The organism is Nakamurella alba (genome assembly GCF_009707545.1).
Lineage (GTDB): Bacteria > Actinomycetota > Actinomycetes > Mycobacteriales > Nakamurellaceae > Nakamurella > Nakamurella alba.
In genome coordinates this window covers 509,280-532,906 of sequence record NZ_WLYK01000005.1, presented here as the reverse complement: position 1 = coordinate 532,906, position 23,627 = coordinate 509,280, and the positions used below count along the sequence as shown (strand labels likewise).

19 protein-coding genes are annotated in these 23,627 nt (G+C 64.6%); 1 reads left to right on the top strand and 18 read right to left on the bottom strand.

Annotation, left to right across the window (positions count from 1 at the left end; translation table 11 throughout):
• Window positions 1-55 precede the first annotated feature (55 nt).
• The 16 genes from GIS00_RS14490 to GIS00_RS14420 form a co-directional block, all read right to left on the bottom strand.
• Window positions 56-358 carry a helix-turn-helix domain-containing protein gene (locus tag GIS00_RS14490; protein WP_230313547.1) on the bottom strand — a complete coding sequence of 101 codons (303 nt, stop codon included), beginning with the start codon at window positions 356-358 and terminating at the stop codon, window positions 56-58.
• A gap of 128 nt (window positions 359-486) precedes the next feature.
• A complete protein-coding gene (locus GIS00_RS14485) occupies window positions 487-927 on the bottom strand; it encodes a P-loop NTPase family protein (RefSeq protein ID WP_154769107.1) in 441 nt (146 codons plus the stop codon).
• A gap of 22 nt (window positions 928-949) precedes the next feature.
• A complete protein-coding gene (locus GIS00_RS14480; protein ID WP_230313546.1) occupies window positions 950-1,624 on the bottom strand; it encodes a DUF6308 family protein in 675 nt (224 codons plus the stop codon).
• Window positions 1,625-1,990: 366 nt separating this feature from the next.
• The gene (locus tag GIS00_RS14475; protein WP_154769105.1) at window positions 1,991-3,244 is read right to left on the bottom strand and encodes a type II toxin-antitoxin system HipA family toxin; all 1,254 of its coding nucleotides are present in this window, start codon (window positions 3,242-3,244) and stop codon (window positions 1,991-1,993) included.
• The gene (locus GIS00_RS14470) at window positions 3,241-3,525 is read right to left on the bottom strand and encodes a helix-turn-helix domain-containing protein (protein ID WP_322097968.1); all 285 of its coding nucleotides are present in this window, start codon (window positions 3,523-3,525) and stop codon (window positions 3,241-3,243) included. The genes GIS00_RS14475 and GIS00_RS14470 overlap by 4 nt, the downstream gene beginning before the upstream one ends.
• Before the next feature lie 194 nt (window positions 3,526-3,719).
• A complete protein-coding gene (locus tag GIS00_RS14465) occupies window positions 3,720-4,460 on the bottom strand; it encodes a hypothetical protein (RefSeq protein ID WP_154769103.1) in 741 nt (246 codons plus the stop codon).
• A 233-nt stretch (window positions 4,461-4,693) separates the two neighbouring features.
• Complete coding sequence (locus GIS00_RS28430; protein ID WP_255455057.1) at window positions 4,694-5,008, bottom strand: DUF2399 domain-containing protein; 315 nt, start codon at window positions 5,006-5,008, stop codon at window positions 4,694-4,696.
• Complete coding sequence (locus GIS00_RS26935) at window positions 4,965-6,101, bottom strand: hypothetical protein (protein WP_196073283.1); 1,137 nt, start codon at window positions 6,099-6,101, stop codon at window positions 4,965-4,967. The genes GIS00_RS28430 and GIS00_RS26935 overlap by 44 nt, the downstream gene beginning before the upstream one ends.
• Window positions 6,102-7,227: 1,126 nt before the next feature.
• Window positions 7,228-8,451, bottom strand: coding sequence for a TIGR02679 family protein (locus GIS00_RS14455; RefSeq protein ID WP_154769101.1), 1,224 nt, complete (start codon window positions 8,449-8,451; stop codon window positions 7,228-7,230).
• Window positions 8,451-12,560 (bottom strand): TIGR02680 family protein, encoded by a 4,110-nt coding sequence (locus tag GIS00_RS14450; RefSeq protein WP_154769100.1) that lies wholly within the window; start codon window positions 12,558-12,560, stop codon window positions 8,451-8,453. The genes GIS00_RS14455 and GIS00_RS14450 overlap by 1 nt, the downstream gene beginning before the upstream one ends.
• Window positions 12,557-13,711 (bottom strand): TIGR02678 family protein, encoded by a 1,155-nt coding sequence (locus GIS00_RS14445; RefSeq protein WP_322097967.1) that lies wholly within the window; start codon window positions 13,709-13,711, stop codon window positions 12,557-12,559. The genes GIS00_RS14450 and GIS00_RS14445 overlap by 4 nt, the downstream gene beginning before the upstream one ends.
• A complete protein-coding gene (locus tag GIS00_RS14440) occupies window positions 13,708-15,201 on the bottom strand; it encodes a TIGR02677 family protein (RefSeq protein WP_154769099.1) in 1,494 nt (497 codons plus the stop codon). Before GIS00_RS14440 ends, GIS00_RS14445 begins: the two co-directional genes overlap by 4 nt.
• Window positions 15,202-15,785: 584 nt before the next feature.
• On the bottom strand, window positions 15,786-17,558 hold the full coding sequence (locus GIS00_RS14435) for an AIPR family protein (RefSeq protein ID WP_154769098.1): 1,773 nt from the start codon (window positions 17,556-17,558) through the stop codon (window positions 15,786-15,788).
• A gap of 624 nt (window positions 17,559-18,182) precedes the next feature.
• Complete coding sequence (locus tag GIS00_RS14430; protein WP_154769097.1) at window positions 18,183-19,061, bottom strand: IS3 family transposase; 879 nt, start codon at window positions 19,059-19,061, stop codon at window positions 18,183-18,185.
• Window positions 19,058-19,363, bottom strand: a complete 306-nt coding sequence (locus tag GIS00_RS14425) for a transposase (RefSeq protein WP_154769096.1) — start codon at window positions 19,361-19,363, stop codon at window positions 19,058-19,060. Before GIS00_RS14425 ends, GIS00_RS14430 begins: the two co-directional genes overlap by 4 nt.
• A gap of 218 nt (window positions 19,364-19,581) precedes the next feature.
• Window positions 19,582-20,085, bottom strand: a complete 504-nt coding sequence (locus tag GIS00_RS14420) for a very short patch repair endonuclease (RefSeq protein WP_154769095.1) — start codon at window positions 20,083-20,085, stop codon at window positions 19,582-19,584.
• A 110-nt stretch (window positions 20,086-20,195) separates the two neighbouring features.
• Here GIS00_RS14420 and GIS00_RS29355 point away from each other — a divergent pair, with 110 nt between their 5' ends.
• Window positions 20,196-21,221, top strand: coding sequence for a DNA cytosine methyltransferase (locus GIS00_RS29355; protein ID WP_154769094.1), 1,026 nt, complete (start codon window positions 20,196-20,198; stop codon window positions 21,219-21,221).
• A gap of 20 nt (window positions 21,222-21,241) precedes the next feature.
• On the opposite strand, the gene GIS00_RS14410 is transcribed toward GIS00_RS29355, so the two are convergent.
• Complete coding sequence (locus tag GIS00_RS14410) at window positions 21,242-21,826, bottom strand: hypothetical protein (RefSeq protein WP_154769093.1); 585 nt, start codon at window positions 21,824-21,826, stop codon at window positions 21,242-21,244.
• Window positions 21,827-21,870: 44 nt separating this feature from the next.
• Window positions 21,871-23,595, bottom strand: coding sequence for a DEAD/DEAH box helicase family protein (locus tag GIS00_RS14405; RefSeq protein WP_230313636.1), 1,725 nt, complete (start codon window positions 23,593-23,595; stop codon window positions 21,871-21,873).
• Between the last annotated feature and the right edge of the window lie 32 nt (window positions 23,596-23,627).

Below are 23,627 nucleotides of genomic sequence, written 5' to 3'. Positions count from 1 at the left end.
AGCTCGGTGCGTCCGCTCGGCCCACACGGTCGACGGAGGCCGATCAAACGGGAGGTCAGGTCAGGCCGAGCTCGTCCTCCATCGCGCGAAGCTCCGCGAAGGCGTACTCCTGTGCCTGGAGCTGATCCCGTCGATACGCGAGAGCATCGGCCATACGGATACGGGTGTGCGTGCCGACTTTGTGGGCCGGGATCGTGTTCGACCTGATCAACTTCATCAGGGTCGGTCTGGAGATGCCGAGCATCTGGGCCGCCGCGCTGGTCGTCAGTTCGTCCTGCAACGGACCGACGGAGATCGTCCGACCGGCGGCGATTGCTACCAGGATCTTCCGGAGCAGATCGCTCAACTCGGACGGCATGGGTTGACCATCCGGAAGTCCGAACGGCTGATGACCGGCTGATCTCGGATCGGCGACGAGAGTCGCGGCCTGATCCCGCTCCGCTCTCGTCGTGGTCAGTGCCTCACGTTGCAACGTTGCAGCCATCGTCAACCCCTTCCAGATGCAGAGTGTTCGATCTGCACTTGCAACTGTAATTGGTGCCCTTCATCTGCGCGATCCGACCAGCGGTGTCGTCGACGCGGCCGCGAAGCATCACCAGTTCCGTGGGCGACGTGTTGGCGCGCGGCATCGATGGCGAGCTGCGCGGCGAACATGGACCTTTCGCAGCCGTGCGGACCGACAACCATCCAGACGGAGCCAGGCCGTAGCCCACCGCCGGTCAGGCTGTCCAACTCGACGATCCCGCTGCTGATGCGAGCTCGGCGCGCACCGGCTCCGTTCACATTCTCGGTCTGCATCATCGACGGAGACTCGCATGCATCCCCGACAACGCGGCGACGATCGAGTTTGGCGACCGGCCTCGCTTCGTCGTCCGCCTGCGCCCAGCGCGCCATGGGGTTGGAGACAACATCATGCTCGATGCTCACGCGACTTGCGGCACCCTGTGCGTCAGTGTCCTTCGGTCCAGGCGAGGACATCGAGCAGTCGAAGGTCGCTGAGGCGTGTCAACCTGAGAATCCTGTCGCTGTGGGCATCTCCCGAGTCCGCCGCCGTCCTGAGCCGCTGACGGGCATCGTCGAGCGCTCCTGTTGCTCGGTTTGCGATGACATCGTCTCGGATCGCGGACCAATACATCCGTCGATAGTCCCTCCCCTGATCACGGTATCGATCGGCGCTTCGTTCAGCTTCGGCACGGTAGAGCCGCGACAGTCGAGAGTCCAGGATCGGGAACAATGCCGGGTACTTCAAGTACAGAACCTTGCTCACCTTGGCGGTCCCGATCTTCATCTTGCCCGTACCTGCGAACCAGTCGAAGAGATCCAAGGCGTGATCGTAGAGACCACCGTGCACTGCCGGATCCGCGTCAACCAGGTCGGAGTCAGCACCCTCAATCCATGGGGTACCGGTCTCGGCAGCTCTGTCTACGAACCAGTCGACCTCTGCTTGACTGATTCTGGAGCTCATCCGCCGGGTTGCGCGCACCTGCTCTGGGGAGATCGAACGAAGGGGGCCGCCGACAAGATCGTCATACTCCTCGACAGCGCGATGGTTCTCGATGGCGTACTTGTGGAGGCGCGCCACACATTCCTCAATCGATAGATCCTGGCCCGCGACAGTCATCATTTCGGTCTCCTCGCTGATCATTCCGTAGCCCCACGATCTCTTGAACCTATCTGCAGGTCACGACAAGAGCACCTCCCCTTCGAGTTCTGGTGGCCACAACGAGCATTGTTGGCCCCTGGGGACGAGCGCGAGAACCACATCCTCAACCGCCGGACCGACCGTGCTCGTACCCCTTGGTGCTGACCCGAGCTGGCAGCTCTCAGAACGACAAGGAGGACTGGATGCTCAGCCGCCGTCCGCCACCTTGGTGGACCCGATCAGTCGCGCTTGTGCCAGCACCATGGGACCACCGTTGCCAGTGATGGGACCGGTAGCCAGTCATGGGAACAGGGCCGTCGTTCGGGGCCGAGGGACACAGCGAACCGGTCAGTGTTCGATGCCGGCAACGATGCGATCGACGAGGTTCCCGGCGCGCTCCCGGAGGGAGGGCGGCATGCCGGCCAGGGCGTCGACGTACCCCTGCGCCACTCGACTGCGGACCTCGTCGATGATCTGCAGACTTTCGGATTCCGGGATCCGCAGTCGCCGCCCGACCACGACCCAGTCCTTACCCGTGATCTGGCTCAGCAAGGTGTGTTCGCCGATCTTCATCGCCGAGCGCGTGCCCGGCTCCTCCCGGGACCGATAGGCCCAGATGCTCGCCAGGTCGTAGAGGGGCGCGAGCCGGATGTCTTTGTCGCGCAGCAGGATCGAGTAGTTCTTGGCGTGGGCATCGGTGTTCCCGATGGTCACGTTGAAGACCAGTGCCCGGAACATGGTCCTGGACGTCTCCGCGGAGCGCGCCGGCTGGGTGATCAGGTCGAAGATGCGGGCGATGTCCCCGACTCCCGGACCGCCGTCGTCCTGGTACTTCTTCGACGGCTCCACTCCGAGGGCCTGGCAGAAGTCCTCCTGGTGCAGCCTGACCCACGACCTGCCGTCGAAGAGGCGGTCGTACCGTTGCGTGACGAAAACTGATCCGGCCGTGGGCATCTCCTCGACCGACGCATGTGCGACTGGAAGCCCGCAGGCAGCCGCCGCCCGCAGACTCAACGCCTCGTTCAGTTCGTGGTCGTCGAGTCCACTGATGGCCGGCTTGAGGATGTGGGTCGTCGGGGTCGGACCGGAGGGGATGGCCCAGGCACCGTCGGCCGTCCGGAAGAGCGCCAGCTTCGCCTGCGCGCCGGCGAGGCTCCATCGCCCGCTCGCCCGCCCGGCATCCCATGAGGTCGGGTGGGTCGCGAGACTGTGCACCATGGCACCGACCTCGGCATCGGAGATCACGGCGAAGTCCTTTGGTCCGCTCCTACCGTCGTCGGGCACCTCGCCGACCGGGAGGATCTGGAGTGCCCCCGCGACATCCCGCCCGGTGTGCGCGAGCAGCGCGAACGGATTGTTCGGGGACACTCCGTACTCGCGCCCCCACCGTTCCAGCGTCTCCTGCCGGTCCGGCAGCAGACCACTGAAGTAGGCGTGCACAACGCGGCCGCGATGGTGTCGGGCCCGGATCGGCATCGACAGTGACAGGGGCGTGGCATCTTCGGGGTACTCCGGGAGGTACGTGAACGACAGCGCTCCCCGGTCCGACTGGGTCAGCACCCCGACCGGGACCCCGTCCATGTGGACGTGCAGGTCCGTCATGTCACGTCCCGCTTCCCGGCGAGCTCTGACGTGTGGCTGCGAAGGACCTGGTCGAGCAGGCCGTCGCTGTCGCTCCGATCATCCTTCTCGGCGTTCAGTTTGATCCCGAGCACCGCCAGCACGTCGAGGACGAGTCCCAGCTCGATCCGCCTGACCCCTTTCTCGAGCCGGATCACCCATTCCCGGGAGACCCGGCACCGCTGCGCGAGCTCGGCCTGGGTCCAGCCCGCGGCCGTTCGGGCCTCGCGCACCAGGACAGCGAGATCCGCCGCGGTGGCCACCCTCATTGCAAACCTCCCTGTGGACGTTCATCCACATTAGCGGATGTGGACGAACATGCACATCATCCCATGTGGATGATGAACCACATTTCGCACTTCAACGAGCTTCCTGGCCACGAGGGGAGTCGCTCGTGACCGCTCGGGAAGGACCTCTGACCTCGCGAGCCAGAGGCGAAGACTTCACCCGCGCGAAATCAGGCGCCGCCGGTCCGCTCCCTGGTCCACGCCTCGTGCAGCGCCAGCACCTCGGCTCCGGAGATCAAAGCGCCGGGCCAGGACACGGCAGTGGACTGCGCCGGCCAGATCGAGATCAAGTCCCGGTTGTCGGCGACCGCCGCGCGGAAGCCGTCCAGACCGCGCATCCGCAGCGGCAGGATCACCAATTCCCAGAGCAGTCCGGCCGACAGGTCGCAGGCCACCGAACGCTCCGGCGGCGTCCGAACGCCCTTCGGAAGAAGGTGATCGACAGCAGCGGTTCCCTCGACCGGTGATGTCACGTCAAATCCGCCGATCCGCACCGAGAAGTCCTGCACCGGCGCCTTTCCCGCCTTCAGCCTGCGCAGCACCGACTCTGCGGTCTCCAGCATCCGATCAGGGGACTCCCACTCGTCGGCCAGGATCTTCATCATCTCCGCCTTGAGGATCCAGCGGGCGGTGAGCTCCTGCGCCGCCGGATCGAGCGACGTCGAGTGCCCTTCGATCAGCGGGCCGGCGATCTCCGCGAACGGCTTTTCCAGATGCTCCTCGAGCCCGTTCGCGCAGCCCAAGCAGAGTTCGACGTAACGCTCGTCGTAGGGGTTGATGATCTCGACTCCGCGATGGTCCAGGACGTCGATCATTACGTCGATCATCCAGTCCGGGAACACCGCCACCTCGACCAGCTGCTCGACCCGGTCGCAGATCGTGCAGGCATCGATGACGAAGTCGTCGTCCATCGGCGGAGGCTATCAACCACGGCCGCGGAGAGAGATGGCCGGACATCCTGGTCTGTCGGCATCCTCCCGCGGCGGACGGCGGCCGTTCCCGACGCGTCGTGACCAACTCCTGGCCCCCGAGATCCGTCACTAACACGCCGTTAGATGGACTTGTGTCATCCCGACACCGGATCGACGCTCGCGGCGCTCAGACCTGCGGAAATCCTGAAGCGCTTGCGCACTAAATCTGCGCACTAAGGCGCTCTGAGATCTCCCAGCAACACCGGCAACAACGCCTCCTCGTGCACCGCGACATCCGTCGCCACCATCTCGACGGCGAGCTCCTCATCCCACGGCGTCGACTGCGCCACGCCTCTCAACTCTGCCAGCAGCTTTGGCGAGGAGTCCTGCCGGACCCTCAGGTGGTCCCACGAAGCGTGCGACCGCTCCTGCCTCACGCAGCCGCCCACGTGGCGAGGCTCGCGAGCCGCAGTTCGACAGGTTGAAATGGGGCCGCCATGCGTATCAATTCCAGATGGTGAACTCACGCCGAGACAGGATAAATCCATGACTTCCGTCGTCCAGCTCACATCGAACTCCTGACTGAGTCGATACGCAAGTCACGTCACCATAGGCTATCGCCTCCCCGTAAGGGAGAGCCGGTCGCTCATCGAAAGTCGGCGGCTTCGAATGGCACGCAACTTGTGCCAAGCCTTCTTCGGAAGAAGAGCTCTTCGACGAGAGATGGAGACTGTCATCGCGATAAGTCCATGTGTCTGGACAATCATCCACCAATTCAGGGTCGGGACTGCCATACTCTTTGTCGAGGATCACACAGTATGCCCCGGCAATGTCAGATGTACTGTCGCCAATGTTGCCGATGAAGCAGCCAATGTTCCCGGAAGGGCTTTGGAATTTTCCATCCGGATAGGCTTGCGAGTCTGCGAGGTTGGCCGAGCTTGCAGGTTCATCAATCTGGGGATCGCGGTCGACGTCGACGTCTGGTGCCGCTGCCATTGTCGTTCGACTGGCCGTCGGACCGGGTTCGTCCGAGCCGGAAGTTCCATAGATTGTCATTTCGTAGTTTGACAGGAAAAATCCCGGACCTAAGTAGGACTCGCATTTCACGCCAGTTACAGTAGCCATACAGCTTACCCCGTTGTAGGAAAGTACGCGGCCGGCTGGTAGTTCGAGAATCGTCTGCTGCAGAGAGTAGAAGGGGTCGCCGTAGCAGACGAGCTGGGGAAAACCAACTGTATACACCGCAATCCGTTGGCCGGAATCACCGTTCTCGCAGGGTATCTTGCGTACCGGGTACAGTGGACTGCCCACTTGACATTGTATACCAGTGCTGCCGTAAACGGTGTCGTCTTGATTGTCTCCCATGGTATCTCCGCAGATAATGTCTGACCCTACGCGAAACAACACATGCTTCGAATCAATCAGGTATAGGCTCCCTTCGATCAAGGAACCCGATGAGATCGAACGATCTCGTAGGTCGTCCGTGACCTGGCCAGAATCCTGCGCACTGGCGATTGTTGATGTACCAGATGCTAGCGCTGCGGAGGTTTCTGATTGCGATGACGTTGCAGGAGTTGGAACTTCCGAAGAAGAAGATGTCGGAGATCCAGGATAAGCAACATCTGCATTCATGTCACTCATAGCTGTCGAGATCTGTCGCACTAGATCGAACATCAGGAACCCGTAGACGACGGTAGGGTCAGTAGTACCTGAGACCGTCGGCACGGTCGTCGCAGGACTTCCGGGTAGTGGCGCGGAGGTTGGGTCATCCCTTATGACCGTGACCTGATACCACGTGAATCCATTTTGAATGAAGGATTCAGCCCTAAAGACGCCAAAGGTACTGAAGGATACATAGCTCGGGAGTGGCAGTTGTGGATCTAGTTGACACTCGATGGATGCCCCCATACTTTCAGATTTGCACGCGCTTTCGGCGGTTCCGAGCTCGGACTCGTGGGTCGTGATTGTGACAGAACCCAGATCGGCAGTGGTCGCTTTGATGAGGCATCGGTCGGCGCCAACCGGCACTCTGAGGATGTTGGTGGCGCCGATGGACGCGACGAATGCCGCCAGATCGAGTCCACCTGGGCAGGAACTCTGCCGCACAGGCGTTGGTGGCAGGGTCGTTGCCGGATTCGCTGACCGTGTCGTTGACGGAGCTTCGACGGATCGCTGGGTCTCAGTAAGCACGCTGGCGCCCACCTGGGACGACATCGTCGAGTTGTTCGCCTGATCGGACTCTATCGATGTTGAGGTTGTGCATGCCCCAAGGGTGAGGAGTACAGAGACCAAGAGAATCACCTTGACATGCCCGGGAAAAGGGCTCCTTGCCATCGCCATCCGAGAAGTATGCACGATTTGCGCTTCGTCGGAGTCAAGAGTCATGGGGACGAGCGCATGTCGCCGCGAAGGTCGCGGCGGGTGGTCGGGGGTTGGTTCGATGCATCTTTCGGCCGAACCGTGTGCTGCGAGCTTTGCTTGCGAGGCGGACGGGCTGGTTTCACAACCCGTCAGATCCTGGGGCCGAATGCGGCGCTGCTGGCCGCCCGCCCGATCCGAAGTCTTGCCTACTTCGACAGTCTTGCCTATTTCGACGACCTAGCGGAGTGGCGGCCGCACTGTAGCGACCAACGGCCGTCCCCAGCGTCGCCGCGGCTCCGCTCGGGCCCGCAACCTGGCGAACCTATCACCACATCGCACCTCAGTACCGGCGACATCGGGGTGCCCTTACGACGTGGATCTCGACCAGCCATCGACTCTGCGCGACTCACATTAGATCCTCCAGCAACACCGGCAGCAACGCTTCCTCGTGCACCGCGACATCCGTCGCCGCCATCTGCACGCCCAGCTCCTCATCCCACGGCGTCGGCTGCGCGACCCCCTCAAGCGGCAGCCGCACGCCCACCGGCACGGCGGCCACCGCGGCGAGGTAGTCGGCAGCGCCGAAGCGCCAGGGGGTGGCGCCGGCGGCGAGGATGCGGCGGGCGATGGCGACGCCGGGCCAGTCGAAGTCGCCGTGGTAGCGGACGGACACCCGCTGGAGCAGGGTGAGGCCGGCGGCGGAGGGGTTGCCGGAGGTGCAGATCAGCGGTCGCGCGACCCGGGCAACGGCGGCGGCCTGCAGCACCTGCGGGTTCTCGCACGCGAACACCACCTCACCGTCCGCGGCCAACGGAACATCATGTGCCGCCAGTTCCAGCGAGATGAGGTGGGTGACCAGGCCGAGGTCGGAGCGATCGCGCATCATCGCGGACCAGCGGTCGGCGCCGGGCGGGCGCAGGCCCCAGCACAGCACCGTCCCGGACACGGCATCGGTGGAGACGCCGAGCCGGTGCCACAGCACCCGCCGGTCGTAGGCGGACCCCGGCGCCGGCACACCCAAGAACAGCGCCGCAGCGCGCAGCACCAGCAGCGACACCGGCCGGCCGTCGTCGAGCCCGTGTGCGGTCCCGGTCGCTGCCACCGCCAGCTCGGGCAGCGAGCGTGGCCCCGGAACATTCAGCAGCTCCGACAGAACCTTCACCGCCACCCTCACCGTGACAGCACCGTCGACGCCCCGCCGCGCTAGCACCCCGCTGGACCGCAGCCACTGCACCCACTCCCCCGCCCACGAGTCAGACGCCAGACCTGCCGCGACCAGCTCGTCATCGACCGCGGCCCACAGATCACGGGCATCCGCCAGCCGATCGGCGCGCTCGGCCACCCGGTCGCGTAGCGGGCCGCCGGTCAGCTCGGCGACCACAGCGGCCAGCCCGCGACCGGCACTACTCCCCCGCAGCGCCGCATCGAGCTCGACCAGCGACACCCGCACCCGTCCGGCGACAACCAGACGTCCGAGCACGCCGGACAGTCGGTCCGCAGCAGCAGCATCGAGCGGCACCACGACGTAACCGGCGATGGCAAGACCGTTGCGCTCCAACCGCTCCCGCAGCCGCACCCACAGCGGCGCGATCCCGAGCAGGTGCTCCCGCAGCGAGGATGGCAGCGTCATCAGGCGCTGTGCAGATAGGTGCGGTTGCGGCCGTCCCAGTGCACCCGCGTCGTGACGGCGGAGCTGCCGTCGCGCCGCCGCACCTCGTACACGTCGAGGGAGGGCACCTGCGGGAAGCAGCCCCAGAGGTCGTGGCCGGACATCACGAAGTCGAGGTCGAGATCGACCAGCAGGCCGAAGAACTCGGCGATGGTGCGCTGGTCGACCTTCGCGAACGCGTCGTCGAGCAGCACCAGCCGCAGCGACATCTCCGTCCCGCCGAGCCCGGCGAGGTAGGAGTCGGCGGCGGCGAACAGCGCGATGTAGCTGACGAACCGGGTCTCGCCCTCGGACAGCTTGGCGCGCCGGGAGATCCGCCGCTCCTGGCCTTCGGCCGGCCCGCGGATGATCAGCTCCACCTCATGCCAGCGCCGGTAGTCCAGCGCCGCTGCCAGGTGCTCGGCGTACCCGGAACTCGGGTCGGCGGCGTAGAACTCCTCCACCCGGCGCCGCAGCAGGTCGATCAGCTCGGCATTCTGCGCGGGCGTGCGGACGGCGTCAGCGGTGGCGATCAACGCCAGCACCCGGTCGAGGCCGGTGCCGTCGTCCTCCAGCCGCCAGTTGATCTTCACACCGATGCCGTTGCTGGTCCGGATCCCTTTCAGCGACGTGTTCATCGCCGTGATCAGCGACCGCGCCTGGTTCAGCTGCCGGCGCAGCTCCTCGCCCATCCCGCCCAGGATGAACGTGGTGAACACGGTCCGCTCGTGCTCGTCGAGCGCGGTGCGGCCGTCCTCGACCCGGCGCACCAGGTACGCCGATGCCGCCGCGAGTGACCGGTCGTCGCCAGCGCCACCGACTTCCACGACGTGCACGCCGTTGTCGATCCGCAGTGACACGTCGAGCCGTCCTGCCAGTTCCCGGTCGAAGACCTGGAAGGCGGCATTGATCGCGTTCTCCCCCGCCGCCTGCGCCGGCCGCCGGACCGCGGCGCGCAGGCCCTGCACACCGGTCAGTACCGCATCGGTCAGCTCCGGCCGCGCCACCGGCACAACCGGGTCCGAGGTCACGGCTCGCAGCAAACCGGGGATCTCCAAACGACTCGACAGCTGTTCCGCAGCAACGATCATCGCCGCCTGCTGCACCGAGACGGAGGCGATCGCCTGGTCTCGGGCGGACTCGGCCCGACCGACGTCCGGGCCGAGCGCGGCGAGCAGCTTGTCCGCCCGCTGGATCTGCTGCACCACGTCCGACAGGCTGCGCCGGCTGCGCTCCAGCTCGATCCGCGCCTGCTCGACGGTGAAGTCCAGCGCCTCGTGCTGCGCGGCGACCTGGCTGGCCTCGCGCATCCACTCGTTCCAGGCGCGGGTGGCGTCCTCCTCCAGGGTGTCGCGCTCGGTCCGGGCGGCGAGCTCGGCGGCGACGGCCTCGGTGTGATGCGCCACCGCGCGGTCCAGCCGCGCAGCCGCGGCGATCAGCTGCGAGCAGCGTTCCGCAGCAACGCGACTCGACGAGATCACCACGGCCAGCTCGTCGATGCCGACCGGCAGCCCAAAGTGCGCGCACGCTTCGACGTGCACAGTGGATGCGGTGGCCCACTGCCGGCGCCGGTCCACAGCCCGGTCAGCCGCCTCCGCAGCACGCCGGCGGCTGGACTCCGCCCGCTCCGCGGCCAGCTGCGCCGCCGTCCGGGCGGCACTCAGCGCGGCACTGGTCGGCGCGGCGCGGACATGCGCGGCCAGGGCCACCACCCGCTCGTCGATCCCCACCCGCTCCTGCGACCGTTCGGCGAGAGCAACGTCCAACACCTCGATCTCGGCAGCGATCTCCGCCAGCCGCGCCTCCCGACGCCGCGCCCGCGCCTGCGCACCGATGTGCCGCGCCTCCGGCACTTGGTGCCGGCCGTGCAGAGGACCAAGTCGCCACCCGCCGTCCACACCGACCGATGCCGCAGCGTCCGCATCGTCCAGCCCGATCCGGGCCAGCACCGCCTCCACCACCGAAGATGCAACACCGGAGTCCGGATCGGCGACCAGCACCGACGACACCGGCTGCGCCACAACAGCACCCGAAGCGACGAGCAACACCTCACCACTCGCGGCCAACAGCCGGTCGGCGTCCAGCACCGCGGTCAGCAGACCGGAGTCCAGCAGCGCCGCCTCCAACCCGGCCCGCTCCGAAGCACCGAGCGAGGAAGCGAAGTCGACCGCCCGCCACAGCGGCACCCCGACCGGCTCCCCCGACCGCCATGGCGGCCGCGGCGGCGCCGGGTCCCGCGCCGCACGCAGATCCGCAGCCTCGGCCAGCAGAGCCTCGCGAGCCAGGTCATCGGCAGTATCGGCATCGTCGAGCTCCCGACGCCGGGCGACCAGAGCATCCCGGGCAGGCTGGGCCTGCTCGGCAGCCTCCCGATCCAACGGCTCTACCACAACCGACGGGTCGAGCAGTGCCTCTGCATCCAGCAGCAACGGACCGACCGCAGAACCGGGCCAGTCGACCGGACCCAGCAGATCGAGAGTCACCGGATCGGCCACCCACCGCCGCCAGTCACCGGCCAGTGCGACGGCCGCGTTGTCCCGCGTTTCGGCGGCGGTCTCGGCGTCGGCCAGGTCCCGGTCCCGGTGCACCGCTTCCTGTTCGGCGTCCTGCTCGAGCCGCTGCACCTGGCGCAGCTCACGTTCCAGCTTGGTGGCCTCCAGCCGGCGTCGGTCGGCATGCTCGCGGCGCTCCTCCGCCGCGGATCCAGCGGTACGAGCCGCGGCGACCAGCTCGGCCCGGTCGTCGGGCTGCAGCCGCACCTGCAGCGGCAGCGGCCGGTCCACCTGCTGCGGGTCGCCGTCCACCTCGGTACGCATCGGGATCCGGGTGGTGGCAACGGCAGTCAGCAGGCACTGCTGCGACTGCGGCAGCCCACCGGCCGGCAGTCCGGCATCGCCCAGCGCGCCGCGGGCAGCGATGATCGCGCCGGACAGCTCCCCGGCCACCTGCTCCAGCTCCCGCGCGCGGCTGTCCGCAAAGGCCACCTGACCAGAATGGTGCTTGCGCGCGGACGCCGCAGCCGAAAGCCGGGTCGCTGTGCTGTCCCGTTGCGCAGCAACGGCTCTGTCCCGCGCTGCGAGGTCGTCGGCCTGCTTGAAGATCTCCCGTTGGCGCATCCCGTCGATCGCGCTCTCCAGCTCGGTCTGCTGGTCGTGCAGGTCCTGCCGCTCGGTCTGCCGGCCTACGTGCTCCTCCTGCAGCGCCTCGAACCGGATCGCCAGCCCCTCCGCCTCCCGCTGCGCAGCGACCACGGCATCAACCGCGGCAGCAGCAGTATCGGCCGAGTCCAGCAGCACCCCGGCGGCGTACCGGCGGTAAACGGAGAGCATCCGGTCGACGTGCCGGGAGGTCTCCTCGGTGCGCAGCTGCGCCTCCCGGGTGGAGGTCAACCCGTCGAGCTGCTCGCCGGCGGCGGCCAACGCCTGCTCACGCAGCGGCGGCAGCGAGTCCGAGATCAGTTGCGGCAGACGACCTTCGTCGATCCTGTTACCGACGTCCGGCGCGCGCAGCGTATAGAGCAGCTGCAGCAGCCCGGCGAAGCGGTCGCGGCCGGCATCCCCGCGCAGCCCGAACACCTCGGAGCGGATGCGGTCGCGGTGCGCCTCGGCGACGTCGGTGATCCGTTCGACGCCGATCAGCTCGCCGAGCTGGTCACGGCTGAGCACGGACCGGTCGTCGGCGAGCAGGGTCAGCTCGTGACCGACCCGCTTCGGGGTGGTGAAGTACCAGACCTGCGTGCGCTGCGCGGACTGACCGCGGCGCAGCAGCGCGCCGATGGTGAGATACCCGCCGGGGCGGGCAAGTTCGAGCCAGAGGTAGCCGATGCGGTTGGCCTGCTCGCCGGCGCCGGTGCGCATCAGCTCGTCGAGGTTGACCTTGGCGGCGCCGGTCGCGTCCATCCGCCGCCGGTCGCCGTCGAGCAGGAACGGCAGCAGCAGTTCCAGCGCCCGGGACTTGCCGGAGCCGTTGGTGCCGCGCAGCACCATCCGGCCGCCGCTGATGTCGAACTCGTTGTCCAGGTAGTGCCAGACGTTGACCATGCCGGCGCGGTGCAGGCGCCAGCGGTCGGGGAAGTGCCGGCGGTCGGTCATCGGCGGATGACCCGGGGCCGGAACCGGGCGGCGAACGGGAAGACCACCAGCCCGGTCTCCTCCGACGACGCCAACCGCAACGACACCAGTACCCCGACGACGTCGCGGCGCAGCAGCTCCGGATCGCCGGCATACGCGAAGCGCCAGGTCTTTGCATGCCGGACGGCGAGCTCGGACAGCACGGCATCGACGGTCGACCAGGGTGCGAGCAGCCCCGGTCGATCGTTGACCATCGAGTCCGGGCCTGGCTCGAGCCGGATGATCAGCTCGTCGAGCAGCAGCAGCGCTGCCTGCTTGGCGCTGCCGGTGCCCGGGAAGTCGATGTCGCTGAGCTCGCCGGCCGGGTCGTAGGCCAGCGCCCCCTCGGCGCGCACCTCGAGGGTGAGGCCGAAGTTCTCCGCGAGCTGCCGGGCGAGCTCGGTGCGTTCGCGGGACAGCACGTCGCGTTCGTCCTCCGGCAGCTCGCTGCGGAAGACGGCCGGGTTCTCGACGAGGCGGCGGCGTAGCCGGCGGCGCGGCTGGTCATCGGCGGGCTGATTCCAGATGTCGGCCGGGTCGTCGGTGCGGGGCAGGGCGTGCGGGACGACGAGGGCGAGCAGCGGCCGGTGGATGGATAGCAGCGCCTCCTCCTCGCGGCGCTCGCCCCAGCCGGTGACGCTGCCGTCGGTCTCGGTGAGCACGCCCCAGCTGATCAGCAGGCCGATGGCCATCACCAGCTGGCGGCGGTCGGCGAGGTTGTCGGAGACGGTGATGCCCTGTTCGGCGGCGTCGGCGCGGACCTGGGCGACGAGCCCCGAGATGAGGATCTGGTCGCCGATGCCGGGGGCGAGCAATCCGGCGCAGACCAGCGCGAGGATCGCGTAGCCGGCCGGGCCGAACGCCGTGCCGTCGCTCTCCCGGGTGCCTGGGCGCAGCGGCGCTTCGCTGCCGGGCGGTGCCTTGACCAGCCGGGCGAAGCCGGATTCGACGACGAGGGTGTAGCCGAGTTGCTGGGAGAACATGGAGCGCAGGGCGGTGGCGTGCCGGCGGACGAGGGCGAGCTGGTCCGGGCGGCGGGTGGCGGTGAGGATCGGTTCCGCCAGCAGGTACCGGGCGGCCTGGCGCCGGCCGACCGCATCCTGGGTCAGGGTGCTGACGGCGGGGGCGATCACGAGACAGCATTCTCCCGGGTGGCGGCGGGATTCTCCTGGGTGGGGGCGAGCGCGGCGGCGGTGAGGGCGAATCCTTCGACGGTGACGTCGCCGTCCTCGCTGTGCACGACGGTGTCGGCGCCTTCGCGGGCCCGGATGACCAGGCCGAGTTCGTCGTCGACCGCCTCGTCGAGGTGTTGGCTCCACATCCAGGAGAGACGGTCGAGCAGCAGGTCGCGGGCGGCCGGTGACAGCCGTGATCCGTGCAGCCGCCCGGCGGCGGACAGCTCGACGGCGGCGGACCGGCGCTCCTCGGCTTCCCGTTCTGCCTGTTGGGCCAGGGCGCGGCGGTCGGCGGCCGGGTCGGGGACGCGGGAGGAGCGCCCGCGGATGGCCCGGTCAGCGCGTTCGCGCAGGGAGACGGGGACGTCGACGGCCGGGGCGGTCCAGAAGGAGGTGGTCGGCCCGATGCGCGGATCCGGCTCCTCGGGGCCGAGGGCGAGGTGGCGGGCCGGGTAGGCGATGAAGGCGGCGGCGAACAGCCGGTGCGCGTCGTCGGTCTCCGCGGTGTCGAACCAGCGGGCGAGGCGGAGCAGGTCGGCGCGGCGGGAGTAGCCGACGCCGGAGGTGTCGAGCATCCGCTTGGCGTTGCTGATCAGCTGGCCGAGCGCGACGCCGGCCGCAGCGCGCAGCTGGTCGGCGCCCGAGCCCGACCCGTCCGCGCCGTACCAGATCGCCAGCTCCTCCCAGTCGCTGCGGCTGCGCCCGCGTCCTCGGTCGACGGCTTCGATGTCGAGACCACGGACCTTGTTGAGGATGTTGAGGAGGTCGTCGAGCCGTGCTTGCAGGTCGGTGAGGCGGGCGGCGATGGCCGGCGCGTGCCGGTTCACGTCGGCGTTGATCAGGTCGACGTAGTCCAGCAGCAGCCGCTTGAACTGCGTGTACTCCTCATCGACCAGGTCGAAGCGGCTGAGCACGCCGGAGAGGTAGGCGTAGAAGTCGCGGGCGCTGTCGGAGAACAGTTGATGATCGTTGAAGACGGACGTGACCATGCCCGCGACAGCGTCCGGATGCGCCTGTTCCGGCTGGTCCAGGGCCTGGGCGATGCGGTCGAGGGAATTGACGATCTGCCCGAGCAGCTCACGCGCGACCTCCCGCGCACCCTCCGCCGCCTGCAGGACCTCCATCACCGCGCGATGCGTGCGACCGCCCAGCTTGGAGATCTGGAACCGCGACCGGGCCCGCCAGAAGTCCGCGACCGTGTTCACCCGCGCGTCCCTCGGCGCCGGCGTCAGATTGCCCCACTCCACCAGCTGCCGGCACCGGGCCTCGGCGATCTGGACCGTCAGATCGGTACCGGTGTCGGAGACTGCCTGGGCGACCTCAGCTGGTGAGAGGTCCACCAGCAGGGTTGCGCTGAACAGCTCCATGATCGCGACGTACTCCGCGGACTCGCTCGCGGTGAGGTAGCGGAAGAGGTCCTGGCGTGGGGTCTCGGCCGTCTTGTTCACCCCCTTCCGACAGACCCGACTCTGCGGCCGAGGGTAGATGAGAGGGCACACGGTGACTGGCTAAGCCGGACCCGCTGACGGATGCGCGTTGCACTCAGATGGCGACCCACGTGGAGTGGGTGCCGCGGGAGCTACCGCCCATCTCACAGGGCAACCGCAGGCAGATCCTGCCTGGGCATCCTCGACCTGGTCGGCGTCGAAGGCCCGATCCTGGGTGGGAGGCTGTACTGGCGGTACGCGAACGTCCCGGCCAGCACCGCACAGGCTCTTCGATCAAGTGGGTGCTTCGCCAACGTCTTCAAACACGCCCAGCCGAAGACTCCCTCGCCCGCCTCGACGACCGAACAGACCAACCGGTACCGCTCCTCACGGAGCGTGCATGTCGCTCCGTTCACACCCGCGGCTCATATCCTTGGCGGACAACAGCAGCATCTCCGCCTATCGCGAGCCTGTTTAGTCCGGCGTCGCAGCGGGGTGCTCCTAGAGACCCTAGCCCGCCTCGACAGCAGAAGGCTCCTCGAGCAGGAGGCCAGCTCGAGGAGCTGGCCTCCTGCACCACCGAGCAGCTTCCGAAAGGCGGATGATTACGTGCTTGTTGCGAGTTTCAGAAGTTCCTCCTGGTTCCGCCTACTACGGACATCGTCCTTTCGTAGGCTCCGCCGTTCAGCAAGTGCCGCCGAGTAGAATGCCAGAGCAATCTTGACAGCTCGGAGAATCGCAGCTTCAACAGTTTCAGAGTTGGCTCCGACCGCAATCTGGAATTCTAGGCCTCTCTTTCGCATTAGTATTTCGGTTGTAGCCTTCGTGTCGGCCACCTTGAACGCAGACCCGAGTCTTGGGTTGACAATTGCCGACACCATCATGGCAATATGGTATTTCGCAGCCTTCAATGTCGCCGACTCTGGCGTTCGAGCGAAATAGCGGTCGATGCGATACAGAATCCAGGCAGCATAGTAGTAAGCTTCCTCTGAGAACTCACCCCAGATGAAGGCGCCTTCGGATTCGAGTTCCTTCGGGGATCCGATGGCTCGAGCAGACTCTCCAAATAAGGTCGCAGCGACCGCTCGATCTAGTTCAGAGGTGGTGACGACACGCGTGCGTGTGAACTCAATACCTGTACCGCGACCCTGACGTTCGTAGCGAAGTCCTTCGATTCCGGAACGCTCGAAGAACTCTTCAACGTTCTTTGCGGTCTGTGAGCTACTTTGGATGTCGGTTGGGTCAATAGCTGTTTGAAGATTTGTAGCGATTGCAATCCGAGTCTTGATATCGGAGTCACCCGAGCTAACAAGCTTGATTGGGATCCAGAGTTCGGATAGGAGTGTAGGGTCCACCTGAACTTGATCGGACTTAGACCACCTCACCAATTGATGACTGGTCTGGCCGCCATTGACGACTTGATACCCGGAGATAAAGAACCTGTCTCCAGACCCGCGTAGTTCGGTTGCTATCAGCGTGAGTCCGTTATTCAAGAACGGAAAGAGACCGCGATCATCAGAATGCAGGGTCGATGCCACGCGCTGATTGACTGCATTATGTGGTCCCAGATCCAAGCGCACATTATCCTCGAATATCCCGGCCCGAATCTCGCCGGCCTCGTCAACAAGCAGTTTCAATAGCTCCTTCGCGGCCACCAGCCCGATGTACGCTTCCGCGACAGAGCCAACAGCTGGAATGGTCTGCCGCTTCTCGAAGCTGAACTGGACGTTCTGAGGTCCATATCGCTCCTTCTGCTTGATAGAAAGTTCGTCATGCCCATGCGTTCGGAGACTAAGCTGTTCCGAATAGGCTGCGATGTCGCGTATCCGGCTCAGTGCCTGCTTGACCTGCAACTCTGATTGAGCCGCCTGACCATCATTTGAGCTTGTGGTGACATAGTACAAGTCACAAGGAATCCGTGCCTCCTGAAACTTGTCTCCGCTTTCAGCGATCCTATCAATCAGTGTTGCGACATCCACAAGTCGAGGTGGCAGTTCGATGCTGCCGGGCCTCATGGCATACTTTGTTATTGACTCGACGCCGTGAAGGAACTTGGCGATAAGCTTGGAGTCGTATGATTCGCTGGTCTTTGCCTGTATGAATATTGCTCGCGCCGAGTTGGACGCTTGGTCGGAGATTAGGTCGTCAACTTCCTCCGGCTCGAAAACAATCTGGCCATTGACAATTACGGCGGCAATATCTACGACCTCATCCTCCCCACCACCGAGAATTGTTCTCTCTATCTTGTCGACACTATCACCAACGTACTGGTACAAGTAGTTGGCCGCTACGTATCGTTCAAATTGATCTGATTCAGTTCCCTCGAATCCGAAGTCTCGGGAGAACTTCTGGACACGCTTTCTGGTTAGAATATGCACCGAGCTGGTCCTCTCAAAATCCTTGGTTGATATCTCGACTGGTGATTCTGTTTAGCAGTGGGGCTGCGCGTTGAAGGGCGAACTATCCTCGCGCGAGACTAATGTTGTCTTGATCTGCCTCCAACTCTCGGGCCGTGAGTTTCTCTCATGCTTCGTACGGATATTGGCTCTTCGGCGCAAGATTGCAGATTGCCGCCGATCGCATTTATGTGCTCCGGTAGAATCGGTCTTCTTGACAGACATGGGGACGTAGCCGTTGCCATTAATCGGCGCCGCCGGTGCCGAGTTGGTGCTGCCCTTCGCTGCCGATGTCGGGCCCGCGAGCGAAGAGTTCGCGGCGGCACAGAGGTGCAGACTGGGCAATAGCCTTTCCGGGTACGTCCAGATTCGCTGCGTGGAACGCTTGGATGAGCCGATCATAGGGTCCTCCCCCGTCTCTCCCCCAGGCTAGAGCACCTGGCACGTAGATGCTCGGTCGGGGCAGTTGATCGATCAGGTTGACTCCAGCCCACTGGTGTACAGCCTGGTGAGCGCCTCGTCGCGTCCGAACGTGGCGGTACCCCGGGGTGACTCTACGAGCGAAGGGACCTTGACCCGGTTCTGTGGACAGATCGGGTGGGGTGATCATGTCGCGGGTGCGGCGGTGTTGTGTAGTGCTTCGTAGCTGTGTGGTGCGTGGTAGCCGATGCCGGAGTGGCGGCGGCGGGGGTTGTACCAGGCTTCGATCCATTCGAAGATCGCGGTGCCGAGTTCCTGGCGCGTGTGCCAGTGCTGTCGGTCCAGGAGTTCGCGTTGCATGGAGGACCAGAACGATTCCATCATCGTGTTGTCCACGGAGGAAGCGACGCGGCCCATGGAGCCGAGCAGGCCGGCTTCCCGGAGCCGGTGCCCGAAGATCCAACTGGTGTACTGGGCTCCTCGGTCGGAGTGGACGATGGTGCCCTGCAACGGTTTCCGGTTCCAACGGGCCATGTCCAGGGCGTCGACGACGAGTTCGGCGCGGATGTGATCGGCGATGGCCCAGCCGACGATCTTGCGGGAGTAGACGTCCAGTACCGCCGCGCAGTACACCTTGCCCTCATCGGTGGGGTGTTCGGTGATGCCGGTGCACCAGAGCCGGTTCGGGGCGTCGGCGACGAACTTGCGTTGGACCCGGTCCTGTTGGGTGGCCGGTAGTGGCCGGTTCTTGCCGCGGCGTGGCGGGTAGAACACGCCCTGCAGTCCGGCCAGCCGCATCAGCCGTGCGATCCGTTTGCGGCCGCACCGTACCGGGTCGGTGCCCATCCGTACCTCGGCGTGGATCCGTGGGGCGCCGTAGGTGCCGCGGGAGGCGGCGAACACGGCACGGACCCGGTCCTCCAGCTGGGCATCGTCCCGGTCCCGGGCCGAAGGGCCGGCGCCGGCCCACCGGTAGTAGCCCGACCGGGACACTGCCAGGGTCCGGCAGATCGCTGCGACGCCGAACCCCGCCGCGTCCAGTTCCTGGACCAGCGGGAACATCATTTTGGGAGGATGTTCTCCCGGGCGAAGTACGCCGACGCCCGCTTGAGTATCTCGATTTCTGTTGCCTGGACACGGTTCTCGCGACGCAACCGGACCAGCTCGGCGCGCTCGTCACCGGTCAACGGCCCGGTCCCGGGCTCGGCCGGGCCGGCGCCGACCTCGCGGTCGGCCTTGGCCATCCAGCGGCGCAGACACGCCTCCGCGATGCCCAGATCCATCGCGATCTGCGCGATCGGCTTCTCCCGGGCGCGCGCCAACTCCACAGCACGACGACGGAACTCAGCAGGCTTGGCAGCAGGCATCAGGACTTCCTCTCCGAGACGATCATCGCCTCAGCACAGGTGTCCACGGAAGTCGGTCAAGGTCCGACGGAACTCAGCAGGCTTGTCAGCAGGCACCAGGACTTCCTCTCCGAGACGATCATCGCCTGACCACAGGTATCCACGGAAGTGGGTCAAGGTCCCGCCACCCCGGCAGCGACTACGCGACCCGACCTACACCCTCAACTGCGAAGAGCCGCTTAACGTCTTCCGCCGACCGCTGCGAACAGGACGGATTCAATCTTTCCGACGACGGAATCCACTGCTTCGTGCTCCCAGCAGCGCACGACCAACCAACCTGCACCCGAGAGTGCGTGATCGTACTTGAGGTCACGCGCGACGTTTCCCAGGAGCTTCTGCTCCCAGTAGTCCGTGTTGTTCCGCGGAATCTTCGAATGATCCGGGCAAAGATGCCAGAAACAGCCGTCAATAAAGACCGCGACCTTCAAGCGCGTGAAGACAATGTCGGGTCTGGGACGCACACTGCCCATCTCCAGGAGGAAGTCCTTACGGTAGCGAAATCCTCTACGGTGGAGTTCCGAGCGGACTAAGACTTCTGGCTTGGTATCTGACCGGCGGATCGCGGCCATGTTGCGCGACCGTGCCGCAGACGTCACGTACCCCTTCGCCTCGGCGGAGTCGTCGGGGGCGTTGGTGGCCGGACCAGCAACTTTCTCGGTCGCGGCGAGTGTCTCGCTGGTCATCGACTCGGAACCTGTCTAGTGTGCGTAGGTGTAGCTCAGGAGGCTCCCGCGTCCTGTCACACCGGCTGTTGCGGCCGCCGCTTGCTTCGCGAACGAGGAGTACCAGCATCATGATAGCCACACCGCCTTTGACTGTCGTCGAGATCTGCGCGGGAGCCGGAGGACAGTCACTGGGCCTTGAGCAGGCGGGCTTCGCCCATGCTGCCGCTGTAGAGTTCGATCCCGATGCCTGTGCGACGCTCCGCTTGAACCGACCGGCCTGGGAGGTCATCGAACAGGACGTTCACCTTTTCGATGGTCGGCCCTATCGAGGAATCGATCTTCTCGCCGGCGGCGTACCGTGCCCTCCGTTCTCAGTCGCGGGCAAGCAGCTGGGGGCCGCAGATGAGCGCGACCTCTTTCCAGAGGCCTTGCGCCTTGTCCAGGAAACCAAACCTAAGGCTGTGATGTTGGAGAACGTGCGAGGCTTAAGCACAGCCCGCTTCTCAACGTATCGTCAACAGATTCTGTCGCAATTGGATGAATTGGGTTACGAATGCGACTGGCAGGTCATCAATTCATCTGAACATGGAGTTCCTCAACTGCGCCCTCGGTTCATTCTAGTTGCACTCCAGAAGCGCTTCTCGGGCACGTTCCGATGGCCGGAGCCAGTCGGAACTCCTCCCACTGTCGGCCAGGTGCTCCTGCCAATGATGGCGAGTCGTGGGTGGCCGGGTGCCGATGCCTGGGCCGCCCGCGCCAACGGCATCGGACCTACTCTCGTTGGTGGCTCTCGAAAACACGGGGGCCCCGACCTGGGACCAACGCGTGCTCGCTCTGCCTGGCTCGGCCTCGGTGTGGACGGTCGCGGTCTTGCAAACGAGGTGCCTGACGATTCCTATCCTGCAGACTACTTGCCAAGGTTGACGGTGCAGATGGCGGCTCTAGTCCAGGGTTTCCCCAGCGACTGGGTGTTCAGCGGCCGTAAGACAGCCTCATATCGACAGGTCGGAAATGCCTTTCCGCCGCCCGTTGCACGTGCTATCGGTAGGAGCATCCGGTCTGCGATTGGTGCCGGCAAGGGTCCCTCGCTCAAGCAGCGAGTCCCCTCAGCCGGCCCCACCTCGCGAAAGATGAGCCCTTCCGTCTTTAACTAGGATTGGACCTCGTCCGTCCGTCAGGTGGTTCCTCCAACCTCTTCGACCCTTCGAAGGAGCGGTAGCTTATCCGCCCCTAGCTTTGGACTGTTCTTTACGAGATTCGCGACGACATGTGGCGCCAATGCGACATCTACGTTTAGACTCTTCAGTACGTAGCTGTCTCGGCCAGAGACCTTCGATGTGTCGATGTCGAGACCGATCTCTCGCAACTCCCGAACACGCCGCTCAGCATGCACCGCATCGGCTGTCACTACACGAAGATGGTCTGCCGCAACAGGACGACCTATCCGCTCGACAAGCACACAGAATAGTTGATAGTGGGTCTCGGAACCGTACGGGACCTTGAGCGCCCAGTCAGGCACCACACCTTCGTAGAGCCGATACATCTCGTACTCCAACGTCGAGCGAGCTGTGTGCCACTCAGTCCTATAGTCACGTAGATTCTCAACGACCAGTGCCTTGAAGGCCTGTGCCGACTTCCGCTTCAATCGAAGGTAGTCCTGCACAAGATCCTCTGGCGCGGAGTCCTGCTGAATTCCAAGTCTCAGCGATTCGAGCATTGAATCCAAGTCATCGATATAGGAAGTCCACTTGGGCTCCACGTGCCTCATCCTTTCATCTTCTCAATAGCAGAAAGTTGCCCTATCTAACCCACAGGTGGGTTAGTCGGGGGAAATCTCAAGATATGGTTGTCGTCTCCCGCACTCTCTAGGCCCTCGATGTCACCAAGCCACTCTCTGAGAAAGTCATTACCACTCTGGTCTACTTGGCCGTGGCGCATGAAACTGACTGAACTTCCCAACCTGATCCGGTCACCCCCAAGTGGTCTGTTAAGTGATGATTGCAGATCTAGCCCTGCCGCAATCCTTCGAACATCCGAAACAAAGTCAAGGACGATCACCTTCTCCTTCCCTGGAGTGATCCTCAGCCCTCTTCCAAGCTGCTGTATGAATATCCTACGGCTATGAGTTACACGCTGAAAGACCACGATGTTGACGTCAGGTACATCAACGCCTTCGTTGAGGATATCTACAGCGGTCAGTATTCCTACCGTCCCCTCTGCAAAGTCCCAAAGAACCCTGTTCCGTTGGACTACGCTGTCCCTGCCAGCTGTCATCCTTGAGTGAAGCGCTACAGCTTTGCTGAACCCAAGAGAGTTCACCTTGGCGGCAACCTCGATAGCGTGATCAATTGTTCCACAGAACACAATCGCTTTCGGATTCTCTACCTCGGTCCAGGCCTCCCGGAGTCGGTCAATGACAGCATCGTCCCATTCCTCGATGAAGAGCGTACGGTTGATACCCTTAGGAGTCAGAGAGACTCCATCTATAGCGGCAATACTCTCCCATCTGATGTTGTCCGTGAACATTCGGTAGTCGACGTTAGCCAAGAATCCCTGTCGGAGACCCTGGACGAGGTCGATACTCGCTGCCGGCAAATCGAACCACCGGGACAGATCCGCGCCGTCTGGGCGCCAGGGAGTCGCCGTTAGCCCTATGAGGAATGTACCGCCGTCGCCGGCCGACAGCGCCGAGAGTACGGCATCGTAAGTCGCCGAACCGAGATGGTGACACTCGTCTACGATAACTAGATCAAAGCCCTCAAGCATCTCAGGAGACTGGCTCGCCGCCGCGGCTACAGAATCCACGCAAGCGAAAACCACATCTATCTCCCTGAGCACATCGACGTCTGGACGTTCTACTCCATTCCAGATAGCGGTCGCCTGTTCGGCTGTCAAGGACGGCCAGAAGGCCTTCTCCAGCTGATAGACCAGTTCGTTACGGTGAGCGAGCACAAGTGTTCTTACCGGCCCATTCGCCTTGGTAATCTCTCGGAGGGTTTCCGCCGCAATGTGCGTCTTTCCGAGGCCAGTCGCAAGCACCAGCAGGGCGCTCCTCGCGCCCCGGAACCGATCGTTCATTACCGCTTCGACAGCCCTCCGCTGGTAGTCGCGCAGTTCATAACGTTCGGGGTCTTGTTGTGTGATCGGCTCCGGTCGGCACCTCTTGATGAGCTTCAGTAAGCTGCTTGAATCCCACAGTTGCAACGGGGTGCCGGCCAAAGCCAGTCGCCGCTGCAGTTCTCGTACATCAGTAGTGAACCCATTTCGGCTCACTACTACTGGCACGTCAGCGCCATAGGTATGCATGGCCTGCAGTGTCTCGTCGACGGTCGCGATTCCTACGGCGTTCCGCCACCGCTTGCACTGGAACAGCCATCTCTTGCCATTCAAGTTGGCGGTCACATCGGCGCCTCCGTCGCCGCTGGATCCCGCCAGCCGTACTTGCGTGTAGCCGCGCGACAGCAGCAGGCGAACGACCAGGCGCTCGAATGCTTGCCATGACGCGCCACTGAGTGTCAGTTCGTTCAAAAACAAGACTAGTTTCCTGGCTTTCGGCGGAC

Coding starts and splice junctions, on each gene's coding strand:
- GIS00_RS14490 (WP_230313547.1), bottom strand. CDS start 358: ATGCCGTCCGAGTTGAGCGATCTGCTCCGGAAGATCCTGGTAGCAATC.
- GIS00_RS14480 (WP_230313546.1), bottom strand. CDS start 1,624: ATGATGACTGTCGCGGGCCAGGATCTATCGATTGAGGAATGTGTGGCG.
- GIS00_RS14475 (WP_154769105.1), bottom strand. CDS start 3,244: ATGACGGACCTGCACGTCCACATGGACGGGGTCCCGGTCGGGGTGCTG.
- GIS00_RS14465 (WP_154769103.1), bottom strand. CDS start 4,460: ATGGACGACGACTTCGTCATCGATGCCTGCACGATCTGCGACCGGGTC.
- GIS00_RS28430 (WP_255455057.1), bottom strand. CDS start 5,008: ATGGATTTATCCTGTCTCGGCGTGAGTTCACCATCTGGAATTGATACG.
- GIS00_RS26935 (WP_196073283.1), bottom strand. CDS start 6,101: ATGAGTGACATGAATGCAGATGTTGCTTATCCTGGATCTCCGACATCT.
- GIS00_RS14455 (WP_154769101.1), bottom strand. CDS start 8,451: ATGACGCTGCCATCCTCGCTGCGGGAGCACCTGCTCGGGATCGCGCCG.
- GIS00_RS14450 (WP_154769100.1), bottom strand. CDS start 12,560: ATGACCGACCGCCGGCACTTCCCCGACCGCTGGCGCCTGCACCGCGCC.
- GIS00_RS14430 (WP_154769097.1), bottom strand. CDS start 19,061: ATGATGTTCCCGCTGGTCCAGGAACTGGACGCGGCGGGGTTCGGCGTC.
- GIS00_RS14425 (WP_154769096.1), bottom strand. CDS start 19,363: ATGCCTGCTGCCAAGCCTGCTGAGTTCCGTCGTCGTGCTGTGGAGTTG.
- GIS00_RS14420 (WP_154769095.1), bottom strand. CDS start 20,085: ATGACCAGCGAGACACTCGCCGCGACCGAGAAAGTTGCTGGTCCGGCC.
- GIS00_RS29355 (WP_154769094.1), top strand. CDS start 20,196: ATGATAGCCACACCGCCTTTGACTGTCGTCGAGATCTGCGCGGGAGCC.